The organism is Algibacter aquimarinus (assembly GCF_039543265.1).
Taxonomy (GTDB): domain Bacteria; phylum Bacteroidota; class Bacteroidia; order Flavobacteriales; family Flavobacteriaceae; genus Algibacter_B; species Algibacter_B aquimarinus.
Window position 1 is genome coordinate 70,796 of the sequence record NZ_BAABJK010000007.1, and the last position, 20,012, is coordinate 90,807.

13 protein-coding genes and 1 tRNA gene are annotated in these 20,012 nt (G+C 33.1%); 6 read left to right on the forward strand and 8 right to left on the reverse strand.

The annotated features are described in order from the left end of the window. Positions 1-53: 53 nt before the first annotated feature. On the reverse strand, positions 54-1,352 hold the full coding sequence (locus ABD939_RS11415; protein ID WP_345169081.1) for a c-type cytochrome: 1,299 nt from the start codon (positions 1,350-1,352) through the stop codon (positions 54-56). A 213-nt stretch (positions 1,353-1,565) separates the two neighbouring features. Between ABD939_RS11415 and ABD939_RS11420 the strand changes: the two genes are divergently transcribed. Further along, a complete protein-coding gene (locus ABD939_RS11420) occupies positions 1,566-1,961 on the forward strand; it encodes an SPOR domain-containing protein (RefSeq protein ID WP_345168632.1) in 396 nt (131 codons plus the stop codon). Between the two features lie 78 nt (positions 1,962-2,039). Here ABD939_RS11420 and infB read toward each other — a convergent pair whose 3' ends face one another. The 3 genes from infB to rimP all read right to left on the reverse strand — a co-directional run bounded on the left by infB (position 2,040) and on the right by rimP (position 6,585). Next, positions 2,040-4,799: a translation initiation factor IF-2 gene (infB, locus tag ABD939_RS11425; RefSeq protein WP_345168634.1), complete on the reverse strand. Its 2,760-nt coding sequence runs from the start codon at positions 4,797-4,799 to the stop codon at positions 2,040-2,042. A gap of 78 nt (positions 4,800-4,877) precedes the next feature. Beyond that, positions 4,878-6,110 (reverse strand): transcription termination factor NusA, encoded by a 1,233-nt coding sequence (gene nusA, locus ABD939_RS11430; protein WP_345168636.1) that lies wholly within the window; start codon positions 6,108-6,110, stop codon positions 4,878-4,880. A 13-nt stretch (positions 6,111-6,123) separates the two neighbouring features. Continuing rightward, positions 6,124-6,585, reverse strand: a complete 462-nt coding sequence (gene rimP, locus ABD939_RS11435) for a ribosome assembly cofactor RimP (protein ID WP_345168638.1) — start codon at positions 6,583-6,585, stop codon at positions 6,124-6,126. A gap of 135 nt (positions 6,586-6,720) precedes the next feature. Between rimP and ABD939_RS11440 the strand changes: the two genes are divergently transcribed. After that, entirely contained in the window at positions 6,721-7,545 is an 825-nt protein-coding gene (locus tag ABD939_RS11440; RefSeq protein ID WP_345168640.1) for a universal stress protein, read from the forward strand. 36 nt (positions 7,546-7,581) lie between these two features. Here the strand turns inward: ABD939_RS11440 and ABD939_RS11445 are convergent. Further along, positions 7,582-7,654 (reverse strand) — tRNA-Gln (locus ABD939_RS11445). A gap of 235 nt (positions 7,655-7,889) precedes the next feature. Between ABD939_RS11445 and ABD939_RS11450 the strand changes: the two genes are divergently transcribed. Together ABD939_RS11450 and ABD939_RS11455 are read left to right on the forward strand one after the other, a co-directional pair. Further along, positions 7,890-11,198, forward strand: coding sequence for a protein O-mannosyl-transferase family (locus ABD939_RS11450; protein WP_345168643.1), 3,309 nt, complete (start codon positions 7,890-7,892; stop codon positions 11,196-11,198). 7 nt (positions 11,199-11,205) lie between these two features. Further along, complete coding sequence (locus ABD939_RS11455) at positions 11,206-11,850, forward strand: polysaccharide deacetylase family protein (protein WP_345168645.1); 645 nt, start codon at positions 11,206-11,208, stop codon at positions 11,848-11,850. On the opposite strand, the gene ABD939_RS11460 is transcribed toward ABD939_RS11455, so the two are convergent. Together ABD939_RS11460 and ABD939_RS11465 are read right to left on the reverse strand one after the other, a co-directional pair. Continuing rightward, the gene (locus tag ABD939_RS11460; protein WP_345168647.1) at positions 11,847-12,143 is read right to left on the reverse strand and encodes a thioredoxin family protein; all 297 of its coding nucleotides are present in this window, start codon (positions 12,141-12,143) and stop codon (positions 11,847-11,849) included. The genes ABD939_RS11455 and ABD939_RS11460 overlap by 4 nt on opposite strands. 140 nt (positions 12,144-12,283) lie before the next feature. After that, the gene (locus ABD939_RS11465) at positions 12,284-13,516 is read right to left on the reverse strand and encodes a metallophosphoesterase (RefSeq protein ID WP_345168650.1); all 1,233 of its coding nucleotides are present in this window, start codon (positions 13,514-13,516) and stop codon (positions 12,284-12,286) included. A gap of 197 nt (positions 13,517-13,713) precedes the next feature. Between ABD939_RS11465 and ABD939_RS11470 the strand changes: the two genes are divergently transcribed. Together ABD939_RS11470 and polA are read left to right on the forward strand one after the other, a co-directional pair. Further along, the gene (locus tag ABD939_RS11470) at positions 13,714-15,384 is read left to right on the forward strand and encodes an MFS transporter (protein WP_345168652.1); all 1,671 of its coding nucleotides are present in this window, start codon (positions 13,714-13,716) and stop codon (positions 15,382-15,384) included. Positions 15,385-15,450: 66 nt separating this feature from the next. Continuing rightward, positions 15,451-18,300, forward strand: a complete 2,850-nt coding sequence (gene polA / locus ABD939_RS11475; protein WP_345168655.1) for a DNA polymerase I — start codon at positions 15,451-15,453, stop codon at positions 18,298-18,300. A 201-nt stretch (positions 18,301-18,501) separates the two neighbouring features. On the opposite strand, the gene ABD939_RS11480 is transcribed toward polA, so the two are convergent. Further along, positions 18,502-19,824, reverse strand: coding sequence for an aspartate kinase (locus ABD939_RS11480; protein WP_345168657.1), 1,323 nt, complete (start codon positions 19,822-19,824; stop codon positions 18,502-18,504). Positions 19,825-20,012 lie beyond the last annotated feature (188 nt).

Here is a 20,012-nt window from a genome sequence, read left to right on the forward strand (position 1 = left end):
TGTTAGTTATTAGTGTTAGTATTTCTCTAAAACAATAACTTATTCTTCTTTATTTAATAATGACACTTACCACATTCCAAACCACCCATTTGAGCAGCTGTTAACTCTTCAACACCATATTTTTTTGATAATTCTTCGTGAATTTTATCGTAGTAAGCATTATCTTTTACATTAACATTTGTTTCTCTGTGGCAATTAATACACCAGCCCATTGTTAATGGAGCATGTTGATACATAATCTCCATTTCCTCTACAGGACCGTGACATGTTTGACATTCAACTCCTGCAACAGTAACGTGTTGTGAGTGATTGAAATAAACAAAATCTGGTAAATTATGAATACGCACCCATTTTACTGGTTGTGTTTCTCCTGTATATTTTTGCTCTGCATCATCCCAACCAACTGCGGCGTATAATTTTTTAATTTCTCCATCATAGAACTCCTTACTATATTCTGCAGTAGCAGTTTCTGGCGAAACCTCATAAATTGATTTATGGCAATTCATACAAACATTCAATGATGGTATTCCAGAATGCTTGCTTACCCTAGCCGATGAATGACAATATTTACAATCAATTCCATTATCTCCAGCATGAATTTTGTGAGAATAATGTATTGGTTGTACCGGTTGGTAACCTTGATCTACACCAATTTGAGATAGATAACCATAAACAAAATATGCACTTGACAATAAAAAGAATATGGCTACAACAATCATTAAAAACTGATTTTGCACAAATGCTTTCCAAAGCGGTGTTCTTTTTGAATCTTCTGGTATTTCTATGTTTTGAGCCGATGCAAAACGACGGAGTGTTTTATTTACTAAATATAATCCAGCAGCTAAAAGAATAAATAATATAGCTAATGCACCTAAAATGATTTCATTTGAAATACCACCAGAATTTCCTCCTGAACCATCATTAATTACTGGAGCATTAACGCCAACTGGAGGAGCTGGTTTTTCTTCAGCAGTATAAGCTAAAATATTATCAATATCTTCATTTGATAATTGTGGAAATGCCGTCATTGCAGCACCACCATACTCATTATAGATCTTGTTTGCATAAGCATCACCAGATTTAATAACACCAGCACTATTTTTTATCCAAGCATACAACCATTCTCTATCTAAACCTTCTGCTTCAGCTAAACGTGTTTCTACATTACGCAAAGCAGGGCCTGTCATTTTCTTGTCTAATTTATGACAAGCAGCACAATTGGCATTAAATAATGATTTCCCTTTTGCTGGATCTCCTTCTTGAGCAGAAAGAGCCGTTGTAAATGCTAATAAAATAATTAAGCAATAATGAAGAATAATGTTGCTTAATCTACGGTGAATCACCTGTCTCATATTGTTGGTTAAATTAACTTCTAAACTTTGGTATGATTTTTTCATATACAATAGAAAAAAATACAGTTAAAAAAATCTCTCGCAAAAGTAATACTTAAAGTCCATTTGCGAAATGTTAGGGAACTGTTAATTGATAATTTAGAGGGATTCTAAATAATAAAAAGAGCCATAAATAAGTTTAGAACGTATACATTTGTATAAATATATTAAAAAATGAAAAGATTCAATTTGAAAACAAGCATTTTAGCCATTTTATTTTTATTAATTGCATCAGCATATGGTTTTTCTCAACAGGGTTCTGTAACAGTAAATCAAGACCAAAAAATTACTGAATTACTTGATTTAAAAAAGGAAATGAATAAAAGTGAGACGAATTCTGATCTTTTTAGAATTCAGATTTATAATGGTAATGTTCGATCGGGAGCTTACAGTGCTCAAAAAGAATTTTTAGAATCGTTTTCAGAATGGCCTACAAAAGTATTATTTGAAAACCCAGAATTCAAAACTTGGGTTGGTGTATTTAGAAGTCGTTTAGAAGCCGACAGAGCTCTAAAACGAGTTAAAAGAAAATTTCCTAACGCCTTTATACTTAAACCTAAAAAAGAATAAATATTAGGTTTTGTAATATAATATTCAATAAAAAAAGCGACTAATTTAGTCGCTTTTTTTATTGAATTACTTTAGAATTTATTTTAGTTTCTTCTTAACTTCTACTTCATGGAAAGCTTCAATAATATCACCTTCTTTAATATCGTTGTAGTTTTTAATTTGCATACCACAATCGTATCCTTTTGACACTTCTTTAGCATCATCTTTAAATCGTTTTAATGAAGCTAATTCACCTGTGTAAACAACAACTCCATCACGAATTAATCTAATTCCCGAGCTTCTAAGGATTTTACCATTAGTTACCATACAACCAGCGATTGTTCCGATTTTAGATACTTTAAAGATTTCTCTAATTTCAGCAGTACCCGTAATCTCTTCTTTAAGCTCTGGAGATAACATCCCTTCCATCGCATCTTTAAGGTCGTTAATAGCATCATAGATAATTGAGTATGTTCTAATATCAATTTCTTCCTTATCTGCAATCATTCTTGCATTACCAACAGGGCGCACGTTAAATCCGACGATAATAGCATCAGATGCTGAAGCTAATAAAACATCACTTTCTGTAATGGCTCCAACGCCTTTATGTAAAATATTTACTTGAATTTCTTCTGTAGATAATTTCTGGAAAGAATCTGTTAATGCTTCTACAGAACCATCAACATCACCTTTAAGAATTATATTTAATTCTTGGAAATCTCCAAGTGCAATACGACGACCAATTTCATCAAGTGTGATATGACGTTGTGTTCTTACCGATTGTTCACGTTGTAATTGCGCACGTTTTGTAGCAATTTGTTTCGCTTCACGTTCATCTGCAAAAACATTAAACTTGTCTCCTGCTTGAGGAGCCCCATCTAAACCTAGAATAGATACTGGTGTTGAAGGACCAGCCTCAGCAACATCATTTCCACGTTCATCATGCATCGCTTTTACTTTTCCACTATGCTGACCCGCTAAAACGTAATCTCCAATTTTTAAAGTTCCTGCTTGAACTAAAATAGTAGATACATATCCTCTACCCTTATCTAAGAAAGCTTCAACAACAGTACCAATTGCTGGTTTGTTAGGGTTTGCCTTAAGCTCTAATAATTCTGCTTCTAGCAATACTTTCTCTAATAGTTCATTGACACCTGTACCCATTTTAGCTGAAATATCGTGAGACTGAACTTTCCCACCCCAATCTTCAACTAATAAATTCATATTAGCTAAACCTTCTTTAATTTTTTCTGGGTTAGCATCAGGTAAATCAATTTTATTTATAGCAAATACAATCGGAACTCCCGCAGCTTGTGCATGCGAGATAGCTTCTTTGGTTTGCGGCATAATATCATCATCTGCAGCAGCAACAATAATAGCAATATCTGTTACTTGAGCACCACGAGCACGCATAGCTGTAAAGGCCTCGTGACCAGGAGTATCTAAAAACGCGATTTCTTGTCCGTTTTCTAACTCTACACCATAAGCACCAATATGTTGTGTAATGCCACCAGACTCACCTGCAATTACATTTTCTTCACGGATATAATCTAGAAGCGATGTTTTACCATGATCTACGTGACCCATTACTGTAACAATTGGCGCACGTGGTTTTAAATCTTCTGGATTATCCTCAACTTCTTCAATAGATTCTTCAATATCTGCAGTTATAAATTCTACCTGATATCCGAATTCTTCAGCAACAATAGATAATGTTTCAGCATCTAAACGCTGATTCATGGTAACCATCATTCCAAGGGACATACATGCTGAAATAATTTCAGTAACACCAACATTCATCATAGTTGCAACTTCATTTGCTGTTACAAACTCGGTTACCTTTAAAATCTTACTTTCTGCTGCTTCTATTTGCTCATCAATCTCAGTTTGCTCTCTGTGTTGATCTCTTTTATCTCTTCTGTATTTTGCGCCTTTACCTTTGTTAGATTTACCTTGAAGTTTTTCAAGTGTTTCACGCACTTGTTTTTTTACATCTTCTTCACTAGGTTCTTCCTTAACAACGTTTCTACGCCCGCCTTTTCCTTTATTAAAACGGTCGTTTCCTCCCGATCTATTTCCACTAGGTCTGTTATTTCCAGATGGTGCTCCACCTGCTTTACTTATTCTACGACGCTTCCTCTTGTTTGCTGTTCCTGCATCTCCTGCTTTCGCATCAGGTTTTTTATCTTCTTTCTTTTTCTTAGGCTTATTGAATTTTGATAAATCAATTTTATCTCCAGCAATTTTTGGACCTGATAGTTTTTTATATTGCGTTGTAACTTTCTCGTCTGGAACTACTACTTCGCCATCAACAATAACTGGTTTAGCATTTTCAACTTCTTCAGTTTTAACCTCAGCTTTTACTTTTGGAGTTTTACCAGAATCTTTATCAGCACTTGGAGTTTCTTTTTCTGTTTTTGGAGTTTCAGCTTTTGGTTCCTCTGGTTTTGTAGCTTTTTTTTCTTTAGCCACAGGTTTAGAGTCTTGTTTTGGTGAATTCAAATCAATTTTACCAACTTGCTTAGGGCCAGAAAGCGTTTTTGAAGCTTTAACAACTTCTTCCTGCTGTGCTTTTTCTTTGGCTTCTTGGGCTTTTTGCTTTGCTTCCAACTCTTGCTCACGCTTAATACGTAAACTTTCCTTTTCTTTAAGCTTAGCTTCGCTTACCTCTTGCGACTTCATTTTCTTATTAGCATCCGTCTCAAATTCATCTGAAAGAATATTGTAAGTTTCCTCAGAAATTTTTGTAGTGGGACGCTTTTCTATTTCGACACCTTTAGAATCTAAAAATTCTACGGCACGATCTAGAGAGATATTAAGCTCGCGTAATACTTTATTTAATCTAATTGTTTCAGCCATAATCGCCTTTAAAATACTCAAATATATATATTATGCCAATTTAAGGCACAATAAAATGCAAATCTGCATTGAATTTATTTATTCATCAAATTCTTCTTTCAGAATTCTTATTACATCTAAAATGGTTTCTTCTTCCAAATCAGTTCTTTTCACTAAATCATCAACTTCTTGTTCTAAGATGCTTTTTGCTGTATCTAATCCTGCTTTACTAAACTCGTCGATAATCCATTTTTCTATTTCATCAGAGAATTCTCTTAACTCAACATCTTCTTCTGCTCCTTCTCTAAATACATCAATTTCGTAACCCGTTAATTGGCCAGCTAAACGAATGTTATGTCCACCTCTACCAATGGCTTTACTAACTTCTTCTGGCTTTAAAATAACCTCAGCGCGTTTGGTTTCTTCATCTAATTTAATAGATGTTACACGGGCTGGACTTAAAGCACGAGTTACATAAAGTTGTAAGTTATTGGTGTAATTTATTACGTCAATATTTTCGTTTCCTAATTCTCGAACAATACCATGAATTCTCGAACCTTTCATACCAACACAAGCTCCTACTGGATCTATTCTATCGTCATAAGAATCTACAGCTACTTTTGCTTTTTCACCTGGTATTCTAACAACATTTTTAATGGTTATTAAGCCATCAAAAACTTCTGGTATTTCTTGTTCAAATAGTTTCTCTAAAAACGCTGGGGAACTTCTAGACATAATTATTGTAGGTTTTGCTCCTTTAAGCTCTACACTGTCAATTACACCTCTTACGTTATCACCTTTCCTAAAGAAATCTGATGGTATTTGTCTGTCTTTTGGAAGTACAATTTCGTTACCCTCGTCGTCTAACAAAATAACTGCTCTGTGACGGATATGATGCACTTCTGCTGTATAAATCTCACCTACTAAATCTTTAAATTGCTTGTAGATTATGGTGTTATCGTGTTCATGAATTTTAGAAATTAAGTTTTGACGCAACGCTAAAATAGCACGTCTTCCTAAATCGATAAGTTTAACTTCTTCAGATACATCTTCACCAACTTCAAAATCTGGCTCAATTTTTTGAGCTTCAGTTAAAGAAATTTCTTGGTTAGGTTCTTCAACCTCCCCGTCTGCAACAACAATTCTATTTCTCCATATTTCTAAATCACCTTTATCGGGATTTACAATAATATCAAAATTATCATCATCGCCATATTTCTTTTTTAATGCGCTTCTAAACACATCTTCTAAAATGGCCATTAACGTTACTCTGTCAATTAACTTATCGTCTTTGAATTCTGAAAAAGATTCAATTAACGCGATATTCTCCATAACTCTTACTGAATTAAAATTTAATCATCACTTTTGCTTCTACAATATTTTCGTAAGGAATATTTGCTTCCTTTTTTACAGTTATTTTGCCTTTACCAACTGGTTTTGGCTCTCTAACTTTCCACTCTAATGTAATAGTATCATCAGTTGCTATTGCTAGTGTTCCTTCAATGCTCTCTGATGCTGTTTTTACCTTAAGTGTTCTTTTTAAGTTCTTATTGTACTGTCTTTTGTTTACTAATGGTGCTGTAGCACCTGCAGACATTACTTCTAAAGAAAAATCTTCTTCCTCTCTATCTAAATTGTGTTCAATGGCTCTACTAATAAACATACAATCTTCAACCAAAACACCATTATCACCATCAATAATTACTTTTATCTGATTATCACCTTGTATTGAAAATTCTATTAGAAATAAATCTGAACGTTCCGCTAATGCAGTATCAAGTAATTCTGTAACTCTATTTTTAAACATTTTCTAGTATAAAAAGAGGGGACTTTCCGTCCCCTCATTTTCTTAATTCGCCTTTCAACGGTGCAAATATATGATATTTTATCGATTTATAAAGTAATATTTCATAAATTTAGGTACACCACAACTAAACTAATTATGAAAAAAATTCTTGTACCCACCGATTTTTCGGCTCAAGCTGAAAATGCTTTAAAAGTCGCTGCTCAACTGGCTAAAAAACATGACTGCGAAATTCATTTATTACATGTTTTAGAAATTCCTCTTCACGAAGTTGATGCATTAAGCACATACAACAATTTACCCGAAGCGGTTTATTTTATGAAACTAGCACACAAACAGTTTTTAGAATTAAAAAGCAAGGACTATTTAAACGATTTAGTTTTACATGAACATGTAGAATTTCATGAAATATTTAAAGGTGTTTTTCATGTTTGCAAAAAACAAGATATAGATTTGGTTATTATGGGATCCAATGGGTCTACTGGTTTTAAAGAAATGCTTATTGGCTCGAATACCGAAAAAGTAGTTAGAACCTCTGAAACACCTGTATTAGTAATAAAAAACGAACATAAAAATTTTAAAGTAAAAGATTTTGTATTTGCTTCAGACTTTAAAGATGAAAGTAAAATACCCTACAAAAAAGCACTTAAATTTGCTAAAATTCTAGGAGCAAAAATCCATTTACTTATGGTAAATACCCCTACAAAATTTGTTACTTCTACCAAGGCTAACAATAGAATGAAAAAATTTGCCAAAAACTTTGATTACGACAAACACACCATAAATATATTTAATGATTTAAATATTGAAAAAGGTATAATGAATTTTTCGCAATCTATTGAAGCGCACTTAATTGGCATGAGTACCCACGGCAGGCAAGGTATTTCACATTTTTTTAATGGTAGTATTAGTGAAGATTTGGTAAATCATGCTAAACGACCTGTAATTACTTTTAAGATATAAAAACAAAAAAGTCTTCCTAAATTAGGAAGACTTTTGTTGGCCCACTAGGGCTCGAACCTAGACTCTTTGGTACCAAAAACCAACGTGTTGCCAGTTACACCATGGGCCATTCTTGTAATGAGGTGGCAAATTTAAAACAAAATTTTCTTTGCACAAGTTTTTTTTAAAATAATCTTCAATACTTAACGTTTTTATAAAACCTTTGACAACTAAGAAGGTTTGTACAACACTCATTGTATTCAATGTTAATTCCAACGAACTATATATGTTAAGACTAACTAAATACTTACACGTCATTTCATATTTATTATTAAATTCGCCAAAGCAAACAAACAAAAATTTACATGGCACATTTCAACTATAAAAAATGGAACACTATTTTAGGATGGTTTTCTTTTTTAATAGCACTTATAACCTATAGCTTAACTGTTGAACCTACGGTAAGTTTCTGGGATGCGGGCGAATATATTTTAACCTCAGCAAAATTGCAAGTTGGGCATCCACCGGGAGCGCCTTTGTTTCAAATGTTAGGTGCTTTTTTCTCTATGTTTGCGTTAGAGCCTTCACAAGTTGGTTTTATGATGAATATGATGAGTGCCATTGCAAGCGCATTCACTATTTTATTCATGTTTTGGACCATTACGCTGCTACTAAAAAAGTTAGTTGGAAGTAAAAAAGACTTGTCTCAGAGTAAATCGATGGCCATTTTAGGTAGCGGTTTAGTGGGTAGTTTAGCATTTGCTTTTACAGATTCTTTTTGGTTTAACGCAGCTGAAACTGAAGTTTACGCCATGGCTACTTTAATAATGTCTGTGTTATTTTGGTTAGGCTTGCGTTGGGAACAAGAAATGGATAAACCTCGTGGTAATCGTTGGCTTATAATAATTGCCTTTGTAATTGGGTTGTCTTTTGGTGTTCACTTTATGGGCTTACTAACTATTCCTGCTATCGGATTAATTTATTACTTCAAAAACTATAAAAACATTTCTGTTAAAAACTTCATTATAGCAAATGTTGCTTCAGTTGGTGTTTTATTATTCGTTTTTAAATTATTAGCTCCTAATATCTTAAAAATATTTAGTGTTTCAGAAATCTTTTTTGTGAATTCTATAGGGCTTCCTTTTAACTCAGGCTCTGTGATTGCTGGTTTAGTTTTAGTAGCTATTATTTTTTATGCTTTAAAGTATACTCGAGAAAAGCAATACACCCACATAAATACGGGTATTCTTTGTTTAACTTTTGTTATTATAGGATTTTCTACGTGGTTAATGTTGCCTATACGTGCCAACGCAAATGTGGTTATTAATGAGAACAACCCGTCTAGTGCAAGAGAGCTTTTAGCTTATTACAACCTTGAGCAGTATCCTGAAACACATTTGTTTTACGGGCCTCAGTTTACAGACCAATATGCATATTTAGATGAAAACAACCCATATGTTGATGATAAACCTAAATATGAAAAAGATGAAGAAAAAGGTAAATATGTAATTGTAAACGATTACAAAAATGCTAGACAAAACTACAATTCTGATCATGCTTCCTATTTACCAAGAATGTGGAGTGCAGAACATGCCGAAAATTATATGATGTTTTCTGGTTTTTTAAATTTCAAGTTAAAACCAGAACATCAAATGCAAAACGAGTTGAGAACAATAGTTTCAAATTTCAGGAATGATGTAGCTCAAGGCAATGTAGATTATGAGGATTATAATAACTTTTTAAAAAGATTTAAAAGCTACATAGATATTGAAAAACCGTCCTTAGCCAGCAACATAGTTTATATGTTTGAATACCAATTAGGCTATATGTATTGGCGTTATTTTATGTGGAATTTTGCAGGAAGGCAAGACGATATTCAAGGTCGATATGATAATCATGGAAATTGGATTACCGGCATAAAACCCCTAGATGAATGGCATTTAGGTTATTCTCAAGATAATTTACCCAGCGATGTAAAAAACAATAAAGCACGAAACACTTACTATTTATTACCGCTTATACTAGGGCTTATTGGTTTTTTCTTCTTGTTCAATAAAGACAAAAAACTATTTTGGGTGATGTTAGTGTTTTTCCTTTTCACAGGAATTGCTATTCAAGTATATACAAACGTACGCCCCTTTGAACCTCGTGAAAGAGACTACTCAGTAGTTGGGTCCTTTTACGTTTTTGCGCTATGGATAGGTTTTGGCGTTTATGCTATTTACGATACACTAAAAAAATATTTACCTAAAAAACTAGCAGCACCTGTTATAACAGTAGTTTGCTTGATTTTAGTTCCAGGAATTCTAGCGGCAAACAACTGGGACGACCATGACCGTTCTGGTAAATATACCGCCAGAGCTATGGCAAAAAAATATTTAGATTCCTGTGCTGAAAATGCTATACTATTTACTATTGGAGACAACGATACGTTTGCTCTTTGGTATGCACAAGAAATTGAAGGTTACAGAACCGATGTACGTGTTGTAAACACCAGCTTGTTTCAAACGGATTGGTACATAGATCAAATGAAACGTAAGGCTTACGAGAGCGACCCTGTTCCCTCTCAACTAACTCATGATTTATATAAGTATGGCACTAACGATTATATCGTTATTGAATCTGTTGTTAAAGACACACTAGAGGTTAAACAATTTTTAAACTTTATTGCTAGTGATAATCCAAAAACAAAATATAAATACATTTTACAACAACAAGGTGTAGATTTATCTCAAGTTAGGTCTCAAGACTTAAACTCTAGTTATTTACCAACAAACTTTTTACGAATTCCTGTAGAAAAACAAAATGCATTAAACTCTGGTATTGTAAAACCACAAGATGCTGATAAAATAGTACCCTATATCGATATTGAAGTTAGCGGAGGTGCACTTTATAAAAACAGATTATTAATGCTAGATATAGTTGCCAATAACGAGTGGAAACGACCAATATACTTTACTGGTGGTAGCTTTGGAGACGATGATTATTTATGGATGAAAGACTACCTTCAATTAGATGGAATGTGTTACAAATTAGTGCCTATTAAAACAAAGGTTGATAAAAACAATCCTTTTGATATGGGACGTGTTGATGCCGATTTAATGTACGAAAAAGTAAAAAACTGGGATTGGGGTAATAGTGGTAGCTCAGATATTTATCATGATACCGAAACTAGAAAAAACTCCATTACTTATAGAGGAAATTTAGCACGATTGATAGAGGTACTTATTAATGAAGATAAACTAGACAAAGCTGAAGAAGTAGCAGATATTGCTATGAATAATATGCCCGTAGATTATTTTGGATATTACACACTTTTAGAGCCCTACATTAGTGCTTATTACGAAGTTGGTAACAAAGAAAAAGCAAGACAATTATTTAAAGATGTTGCTGCTAAATACCAAGAAAACCTCAGCTATTACAGCAGCTTAAAAAGAGATAATCAAGAACGTTTATTTGAAGATATATACACAGATATTCAGCGTTATAAAGGACTTGTAGACGTTTTAATTGAATATGATACCGATTTTGCTAAAACTGAAGGAGATACATTTAATAGTTATTTAATGCTATTTAAATATTTTTATGGTGATGATACAAGAGAGGAAGAATTTACACCGCCTGTAGATAAAGATATCCCAGCAGATAGTAGTATTCAGATAAAAATAGATTAAAAATAATATGGCTTTAACGCCCATAAAAACTCCTGTAGTTGCAAAAAAAATGTTCCCCAACTATATTTGGGACATATCAACTACTAGCAAAACTATTTATCTCACTTTTGATGATGGACCAACTCCAAAAATTACTGATTGGACTTTAAAAACGCTTAAAGATTTTAATGCAAAAGCCACGTTTTTCTGTATTGGTAAAAACATTGAAGAGAATCCTGAAATTTTTCAAAATATACTAAAAGAAGGTCACAGCATAGGAAATCATACTCAGAACCACATGAAAGGCTGGAAAACTTCTTCAAAAAAATATTTAAAAAATATTGAAGAAGCTAAAATTTCTATTGAAAAAACCAATCATTACAGCGATAAGACTGTTAACCTTTTTAGGCCTCCATACGGTCAAATTACTCCTAAACAAGGCAAAAAACTTATGGCTTTAGGCTATAAAATTATTATGTGGGATGTACTATCTTTTGATTGGGATAAAAATGTATCAAAAAAAACTTGTTTGGAAAATGTAATTTCAAAAACTAGAGAGGGAAGTATTGTTGTATTTCACGACAGTATTAAAGCTTCAAAAAACATGAAATATACTTTACCAAAAGTATTAGAACACTTTAGTAACTTAAATTATAGTTTTAGCGCTATTTAAACATACTGCTGAATAATACCAATAAGCGTATTAGCATCTTGCTCACCGCTTTGGCGCCATTTCATTTCACCATCTTTGTAAACAATAAGCGTAGGCAAACCTTTAACTCGCAGAGCTTCAGCTAATTCTTGATTTTTTTCAACATCAATTTTAATAACTTTAGCTTTATCCCCAAGTGCCGCAGCTACATCTCTTAACACAGCATGCATGGCAGTAGATTGCTCATTCCATTCAGTAAAAAAATCCAACAAAACTGGAATATCTACATCAATAAGTTCTCCAAATTTTGACATGTCTTAAAAGTATTTAGTCAAATTATATTTTAATAAACTAACATTTTTCTGGTTTGAAAACCAATACATTAAGTAAGTTAATTACTATATATATTTATAAATATAAGCAAATTAGTGCTAAACGCAATAATACCTGTTTTTTAAGCTTCTTTTATTGCCCTTTTCAGTTCAATAACTGTAATTTCTGGCCAAATACCAACACGCCCAGGGTATCCTAAATAACCAAAACCTCTATTTACATTTATGTATTGTCCCATTTCCTTGTATATGCCTGCCCAATATTTGTATCGCCATTTTACTGGACTCCACTTAATCCATCCTGGAATTTCAATACCAAACTGCATACCGTGTGTGTGCCCACTTAGTGTTAAATGATAATGGTAATTGTCTTGAACAACTTCTAGCTCCCAATGTGAAGGATCGTGACTCATTAGAATTTTAAAATCTTCAGCGCTAACATTTTTAGCTGCCTTTTTTAAATCTCCTGCTTTTTTAAAGCCTCCTTTTCCCCAATTTTCAACACCTACTAATGCTATTTTTTCACCGTCTTTTTCAATAAATCTGCTTTCGTTAAGTAGTAAATCAAATCCAATTTCTTTTTGTATGGATTTAAGTGCTTCTAAATTTTCATGTTTAGCCTCTTTAGAATCCCAACTCACATAATCTCCATAATCATGATTTCCTAAAACAGAATACAATCCATCTTTTGCTTTCAATTTACTAAAGATGTTTATGTAAGGTTTCATTTCCTCTGCTTTGTTGTTTACCATATCTCCAGTAAACAAAATAACATCACTTTCTTGCTCATTTATTAAATCGATAGCATAATTTACCTTTTCAATATCATCAAAACTACCTGAATGCACATCGCTAATTTGCGTGAGTTTATAGCCGTCAAAAGCTTTTGGTAAATCATCAAAAGTTAAGGTGTATTTTAAAACTTTAAAATTATATTTCCCTTTGTACATACCGTAAAGTATTGCTCCAAAGGGTATTGCCGCAATACCTAACACAATTTTAGAAATAAAAGACCTGCGCGACGGCATATATTGCACATTGGAGTTAGAACCTTCTGTGAAGTAACGAAAAACAGCTTGAGGTAACCTAAAAACATCTTCTGTTATCATCACACCTAAAATTAAAACTTTCGGGACTAAAAGTGAAAGAAAAAAACCAAAAGCATAGGCTTGCGCGTTCCCAAAATCACTTCTGTTTAAACCATAAAATTGATATATAAAATTACCAGAAACCAATATGGTAATTAACCAATATGGAACAGTTAACCATATGCTTTTAGTAATAGATCGGAAAGCTTGAAAAGCATAAATGTCTATAACAACAAATATGAGTAAGAAAATAATCCAACGAAGCATGTTTCTTTTTTCTCAAAGATAAGCATTAGTAAAACCTTTTATCTTATCAAATTGTTAAAGCTTTTTGGTTAAATACAAGCTTACTTTTTTGAATTTATTTAACCCTTTATTAAAAATATTTTTGAAATACATTTTAGTATATTTAGCCTTTGTGTAAGATTTAAAAAGTTTCAAAACAAATCAGCTAATTCTAAAATATGAATAATCAAAATAACAAATCGGCTCTTGCAACCTTAGTAACTGTATTCTTCTTTTGGGGATTTATTGCTGCTTCAAACGGCGTTTTTATTCCTTTTTGCAAGACCTATTTTAATATCGATCAGTTCCAATCTCAATTAGTTGATTTCGCTTTTTATGGTGCGTATTACATTGGTGCCTTACTTCTTTTTATAATGTCTAGCGCTGTAAAACGTGATATTTTGAATAATTGGGGCTATAAAAATGGGATTGTTTATGGTTTACTTTTATCAGCCATTGGTGCATTTATTATGTTTCCTGCAACCTCAGGAGCAGAACAAGGGCAAACGGCTGTATTCTATTTTGTACTCGTTGTTCTGTTTATTGTTGGTTTAGGGTTTTCACTGCAACAAACCGCTGCTAATCCATTTGTTATTGCCTTAGGCGACCCAAAAACAGGCTCACACCGTTTAAATCTTGCTGGAGGCGTTAATTCTTTCGGGACAACTATTGGTCCTGTGGTTGTAAGTCTAATTATTTTTGGTTCTGCCTCTTGGTCAACTAGTGAGTTGGCTAACATGATTGAAAATAATGAAATCACATTAATTACAGTACAATGGCTATACGTTGGTGTTGGATTGTTATTTTTAGCTGCAGCAGCTTTATTTCATTTCTCAAAAAAATTACCTGCTTTAAAATCAGATACTGCTTTTGAACCTGCAAATAAAGCTCGAAATTTATTGATTGTGCTAACACTTATTATAATAGGATGTTTTGGCTATATTTTTAGCACGTATTCAGGCAATGCTGTTTCTACTGAAGACTTAGAACAAACCCGTTTAATGATATTATTCGTAGCCCTTTTTGCTGTTTTAGCTGCTGTTTTTGTAGCCTATTCTAGTGCTTCAAAGAAACCGGAAGGCTGGGGCGCCATGAAATATCCGCAACTCGTTTTAGGTATGTTAGCTATTTTTACATACGTAGGCGTTGAAGTTACCATTGGAAGTAATTTAGGCGAATTACTTAAAAAAGGTGTTGAAGATTCAGGATTGAATGCTCTTGGATTACCCGTTTTAAATGACTCAGAACTTGGATCATACATCTCGCTGTATTGGGGAGGTTTAATGATTGGTCGTTGGGTTGGCTCAATTACCGTTTTCAACCCTAGTAAAGGTTTAAAAAAGGCCCTATTAATCATAGTACCTTACATCGCTTTTGGTGTTATTGTTTTGGTTAATTCCATTAAATACAGCTTTACTACAAATGAAATTATGTTTTTCAGTATTTGTATTGCAGTTCAAATTTTAGGTTTTTTCTTAGCTAAAGATAATCCCGTAGCTACCTTAAAAATCTTTAGCTTACTTGGAGTTATAGGTATGTTAGTCGGACTATTTTCTTCAGGCAACGTTGCCTTATTTGCATTTTTATCTGGAGGTCTGTTTTGCTCAATAATGTGGCCATGTATTTTCACTTTAAGCATTGCAGGTTTAGGTAAATATACATCTCAAGGTTCTGCCTTTTTAATTATGATGATTCTAGGTGGCGCCATTATACCGCCTGTTCAGGGTAAATTAGCTGATGTTTTTAATATTCAATCATCCTATTGGATTGCTGTTGCTTGTTTTGCCTATTTACTGTTTTATGCCTTTAGAACTAAAACTGTTTTAGATAAGCAAAAAGTAACTTATTAAGACTTTTTCTTCTAACAAAATAAGAATAACTTTTCGTAGCTTTGGTTTTCTTTCAAAATTAAACCGATGTCAGACCAAAAACGCCTTTTTTTAGTAGATGCTTACGCCTTAATTTTTCGTGGGTATTATGCCTTTATAAAAAACCCAAGAATCAATTCAAAAGGAGAAGACACCTCTGCTATAATGGGATTCATGAACTCTTTATTGGATGTTATTAAACGTGAGCGCCCAGACCACTTAGCGGTTTGTTTTGACAAAGGTGGAAGTGCCGACCGTGTTGAAATGTACGAAGCCTATAAAGCAAACAGAGATGAAACTCCTGAGGGCATAAAAACTGCGATTCCTTATATCTACGAAATTTTGAAAGCCATGCATATTCCAATCATGGTTAAGGAAGGTTATGAAGCCGATGATGTTATTGGAACATTATCGCGTCAGGCAGAAAAAGAAGGTTACAAAACCTACATGGTTACACCAGATAAGGATTTTGCACAGTTAGTAACTGAAAATATTTTTATGTATCGTCCTGTGTTTGGGGGAGGTTATGAAACTTGGGGAATCCCTGAAGTTCAAAAAAAGTTTGAAGTGACCGACCCTATGCAAGTTATAGACTTTTTAGGCATGATGGGAGATTCTAGTGATAATATTCCCGGTCTACCTGGAGTTGGTGAAAAAACAGCAAAAAAATTCCTTGCACAATTTGGCAGTATGGAAGGTTTGTTGGCTAACACCGATCAATTAAAAGGTAAAATGAAAGAGAAAGTGGAAGCTAATGGAGAATTAGGCTTATTGTCTAAAAAATTAGCAACTATTATGCTTGATGTGCCTGTAGAATTTAATGCTAAAGATTTTGAACTAGACCATCCTGATGTTGAAAAAGTTAAAGAGATTTTTCAGAATTTAGAATTCAGACGTTTAACCGATAATTTTGTTAAAACATTTTCAGTTGAAACGCCTACCTCAAACCAAACCACTAAAGCTTCAGAAGCATCAGAAACAAATGCAACACCAAAAGAAGTTAAATCTGCTGGAGCAGGGCAATTTTCTTTATTTGGAGCAGATATCAATTCCGCGGAAGCGAAAACAGAAAATACCTCGCAACGTAAAACAGCTGAAAGCAATTCACATTTCTACCAAAGCGTAGCTTCTGGGATAGCTACAAAATTATTTATTAAAAATTTAATGAGCCAAACATCGGTTTGTTTTGATACTGAAACCACGGGGCTAAACCCATTAACTGCTGAATTAGTTGGTATCGCATTTTCATGGGAAACTGGTAAAGGCTTTTATTTGCCATTTCCTGAAGATAGAACCGAAGCGCAAGAATTAATTGAACAAATACGTCCGTTTTTTGAGAGCGAAACGATTGAAAAGGTTGGACAGAATTTAAAGTATGATATTAAAGTTTTAGCAAAGTATAATATTGATGTAAAAGGCAAGTTGTTTGACACCATGCTGGCCCATTATTTGATTAATCCGGATATGCGTCATAATATGGATGTTTTGGCTGAAACGTACTTAAATTATACACCTATTTCCATAACAGAATTGATTGGTAAAAAAGGAAAGAACCAATTATCGATGCGAGATGTTCCTTTAGAAAAACAAACCGAATATGCGGTTGAAGATGCAGATATTACTTTGCAACTAAAAGAGCATTTTCAAAATGAATTAGGTGAGGCCAATACACAAAAACTATTTGATGAGATTGAAATCCCGTTGTTAAGGGTTTTAGCGGCCATGGAACTGGAAGGTATTAATCTAGATAAAGACTTTTTAAATGGTTTATCGGAGGAATTAGATAGAGATATTAAAACTTTAGAACAAAAAATTTATACTGAAGCTGGTGAAGAGTTCAACATTGCATCTCCCAAGCAATTAGGTGTTATTTTATTTGAAAAAATGAAATTAGTTGATAAACCAAAAAAGACAAAAACAGGACAATACTCTACTGCTGAAGATGTATTAAGTTATCTAGCAAAAGACCATGAAATTATTCAGAATATTTTAGATTTTAGAGGTTTATCTAAGCTAAAAAGTACTTATGTGGATGCTTTACCAACACAGGTTGAAGAATCTACAGGGCGTGTACACACAGATTACATGCAAACCGTTGCTGCTACAGGACGATTAAGTAGCAACAACCCAAACTTACAGAATATTCCTATTAGAACAGAACGTGGGAGACAAGTGCGAAAAGCATTCATCCCAAGAAACGAAGATTACACCTTATTAGCTGCCGATTATTCTCAAATAGAACTCCGTATTATTGCTGCTTTAAGTAAAGAGGAAACTATGATTTCTGCGTTTAAAAATGGAGAAGATATTCATGCTTCTACCGCTTCAAAAGTATTTAATGTACCTCTTGAAAATGTTACACGTGAACAACGTAGCAATGCAAAAACAGTAAACTTTGGAATTATTTATGGGGTTTCTGCTTTTGGGTTAAGTAACCAAACAGATTTGTCTAGAAGTGAATCTAAAGAGTTGATTGACACCTATTACGCTACTTATCCGAAGCTTAGAAACTACATCAGCGAGCAAGTCGATTTTGCACGAGATAATGGTTATGTTCAAACAGTATTGGGACGCAGACGCTATTTAAAAGATATTAATTCTAGAAACGCTGTTGTTCGTGGTGCTGCAGAAAGAAATGCTGTAAATGCCCCAATACAAGGAAGCGCAGCGGATATTATTAAAATTGCCATGATTAATATTTACAACAAACTACAAGAAGGCCAATACAAAACTAAAATGCTACTACAAGTGCATGATGAATTGGTTTTTGATGTGCATAAATCTGAAATTGAATCCATAAAAACTTTGGTTAAAACCGAAATGGAGAATGCTTATAAACTAGACGTTCCTTTGGATGTTGATTTTGATATGGGAGATAATTGGTTGGAGGCACATTAAAATTTAAATATTTTAATTCACGAAAATTGTAATAGTTATTAAACCCTTTTGATAATTTACAAGAAATTGAAGAATATTGTATTATTTAAAAATGTCTTGAGAATTAACTATTGAACGAATAAACGTCATTAAATACACAAAACAAATTCATAAAAAAAGGGTTGTTTTTCAACAACCCTTTTGCTAACTAACCTATAAATTTTATAGAGTGACTAATTCAAATAAATAATCGTTCAGTTGTTGTAGCGTATTAATTTTATCTTTTGAGTTTATTAATAGTGATATATTATTTTTACTACCACCATAAGAAATCATTCTAATTTTCACATCTTGTAATATCTGAAACAGCTTATAAGTATCTTGATGATTTACTATAGAGTGCCCAACCAAACAAACAATACTTTGGTTATTATCCACATCAACTAGAGAAAATGTTTCCAATTCAGCTACAATTTTATCTAGGTTTTTATCATCATCAATAGTTAATGAAACAGCAACTTCTGATGTGGTAATCATATCAATAGAGGTTTCATAAGTCTCAAAAATTTCAAAAACCTTTCTTAAAAAGCCATGAGCTTGCAACATTCTGCCAGATTTAATCTTAATAGCTGTAATATTATCTTTTGCAGCAATAGCCTTAACACCGTTTTCTGAAGTAGCATTTGAAATTAAAGTACCATAAGCCTCGGGAGCCATTGTGTTTTTTAAACGCACTGGAATACAATCTTTTCTAACTGGTGTAACCGTTTGAGGATGCAGTATCTTGGCTCCAAAATATGCTAATTCAGCAGCTTCATCAAAAGATAAATTTGAAATTGGTTTGGTGTTTTCAACATGCCTTGGATCGTTGTTATGCATTCCATCAATATCTGTCCAAATCTGCACCTCTTCAGCCTGTATGGCTGCTCCAATTATTGTTGCAGTATAATCGCTACCTCCACGTTGTAAATTCGAAACTTCATCGTTATCATCTATACAAATGAAACCTTGAGTAATGTAAATATCAGCCTCAGAAGTAGCTTTAAAAACGCTATCAAAATGAGTCTTTATATAGTCCATATTTGGTTCATTAGCGCTATCAATTCGCATAAAACTTAGGGCTGGCAATAAAGCTGAACGAATGCCTTCTTGATTTAAATAGGCATTAACCATATATGTAGACAAAAGTTCGCCTTGTGCTACTATATTATTTTCTAAAACTTTTGAAAAAGATTGATAAGCACACTCTATTAAAAAGTTAAAAACATTAGACACATAATCTTTAACATTAGAATTTAAATCTGGATTTGAAATTAAACTATCAATAGTAATAAAATAAGTTTCGTGCAATGCTTTAATCTTTTCTATTGCCTTATCTGATAATCCTTCCGAAATATCATTTGAAATTGCTACTAACCTATTTGTGGTACCAGACATGGCAGACAATACCACAATTTTCTTGGTGCCATCATTTATAATGCTCTTAACATTAGTAATGTTTTCTATGGAACCTACAGAGGTCCCTCCAAATTTCAATACCTTCATTTTCTTTTCAAGTGTTTTTTACTGTTTTTTATAACTTCCAAGAACTTACAAATAAACAGTTGCGTTACATGATAAAACCTTTAGCATGTTCGTTTCATAATTTTATGATGTAAAATTATAACTAACTAGCATTAAAAAGATATTTATTTAAAAAAAAGTTTATTTTTGCACAAACTGTTAAATATTTA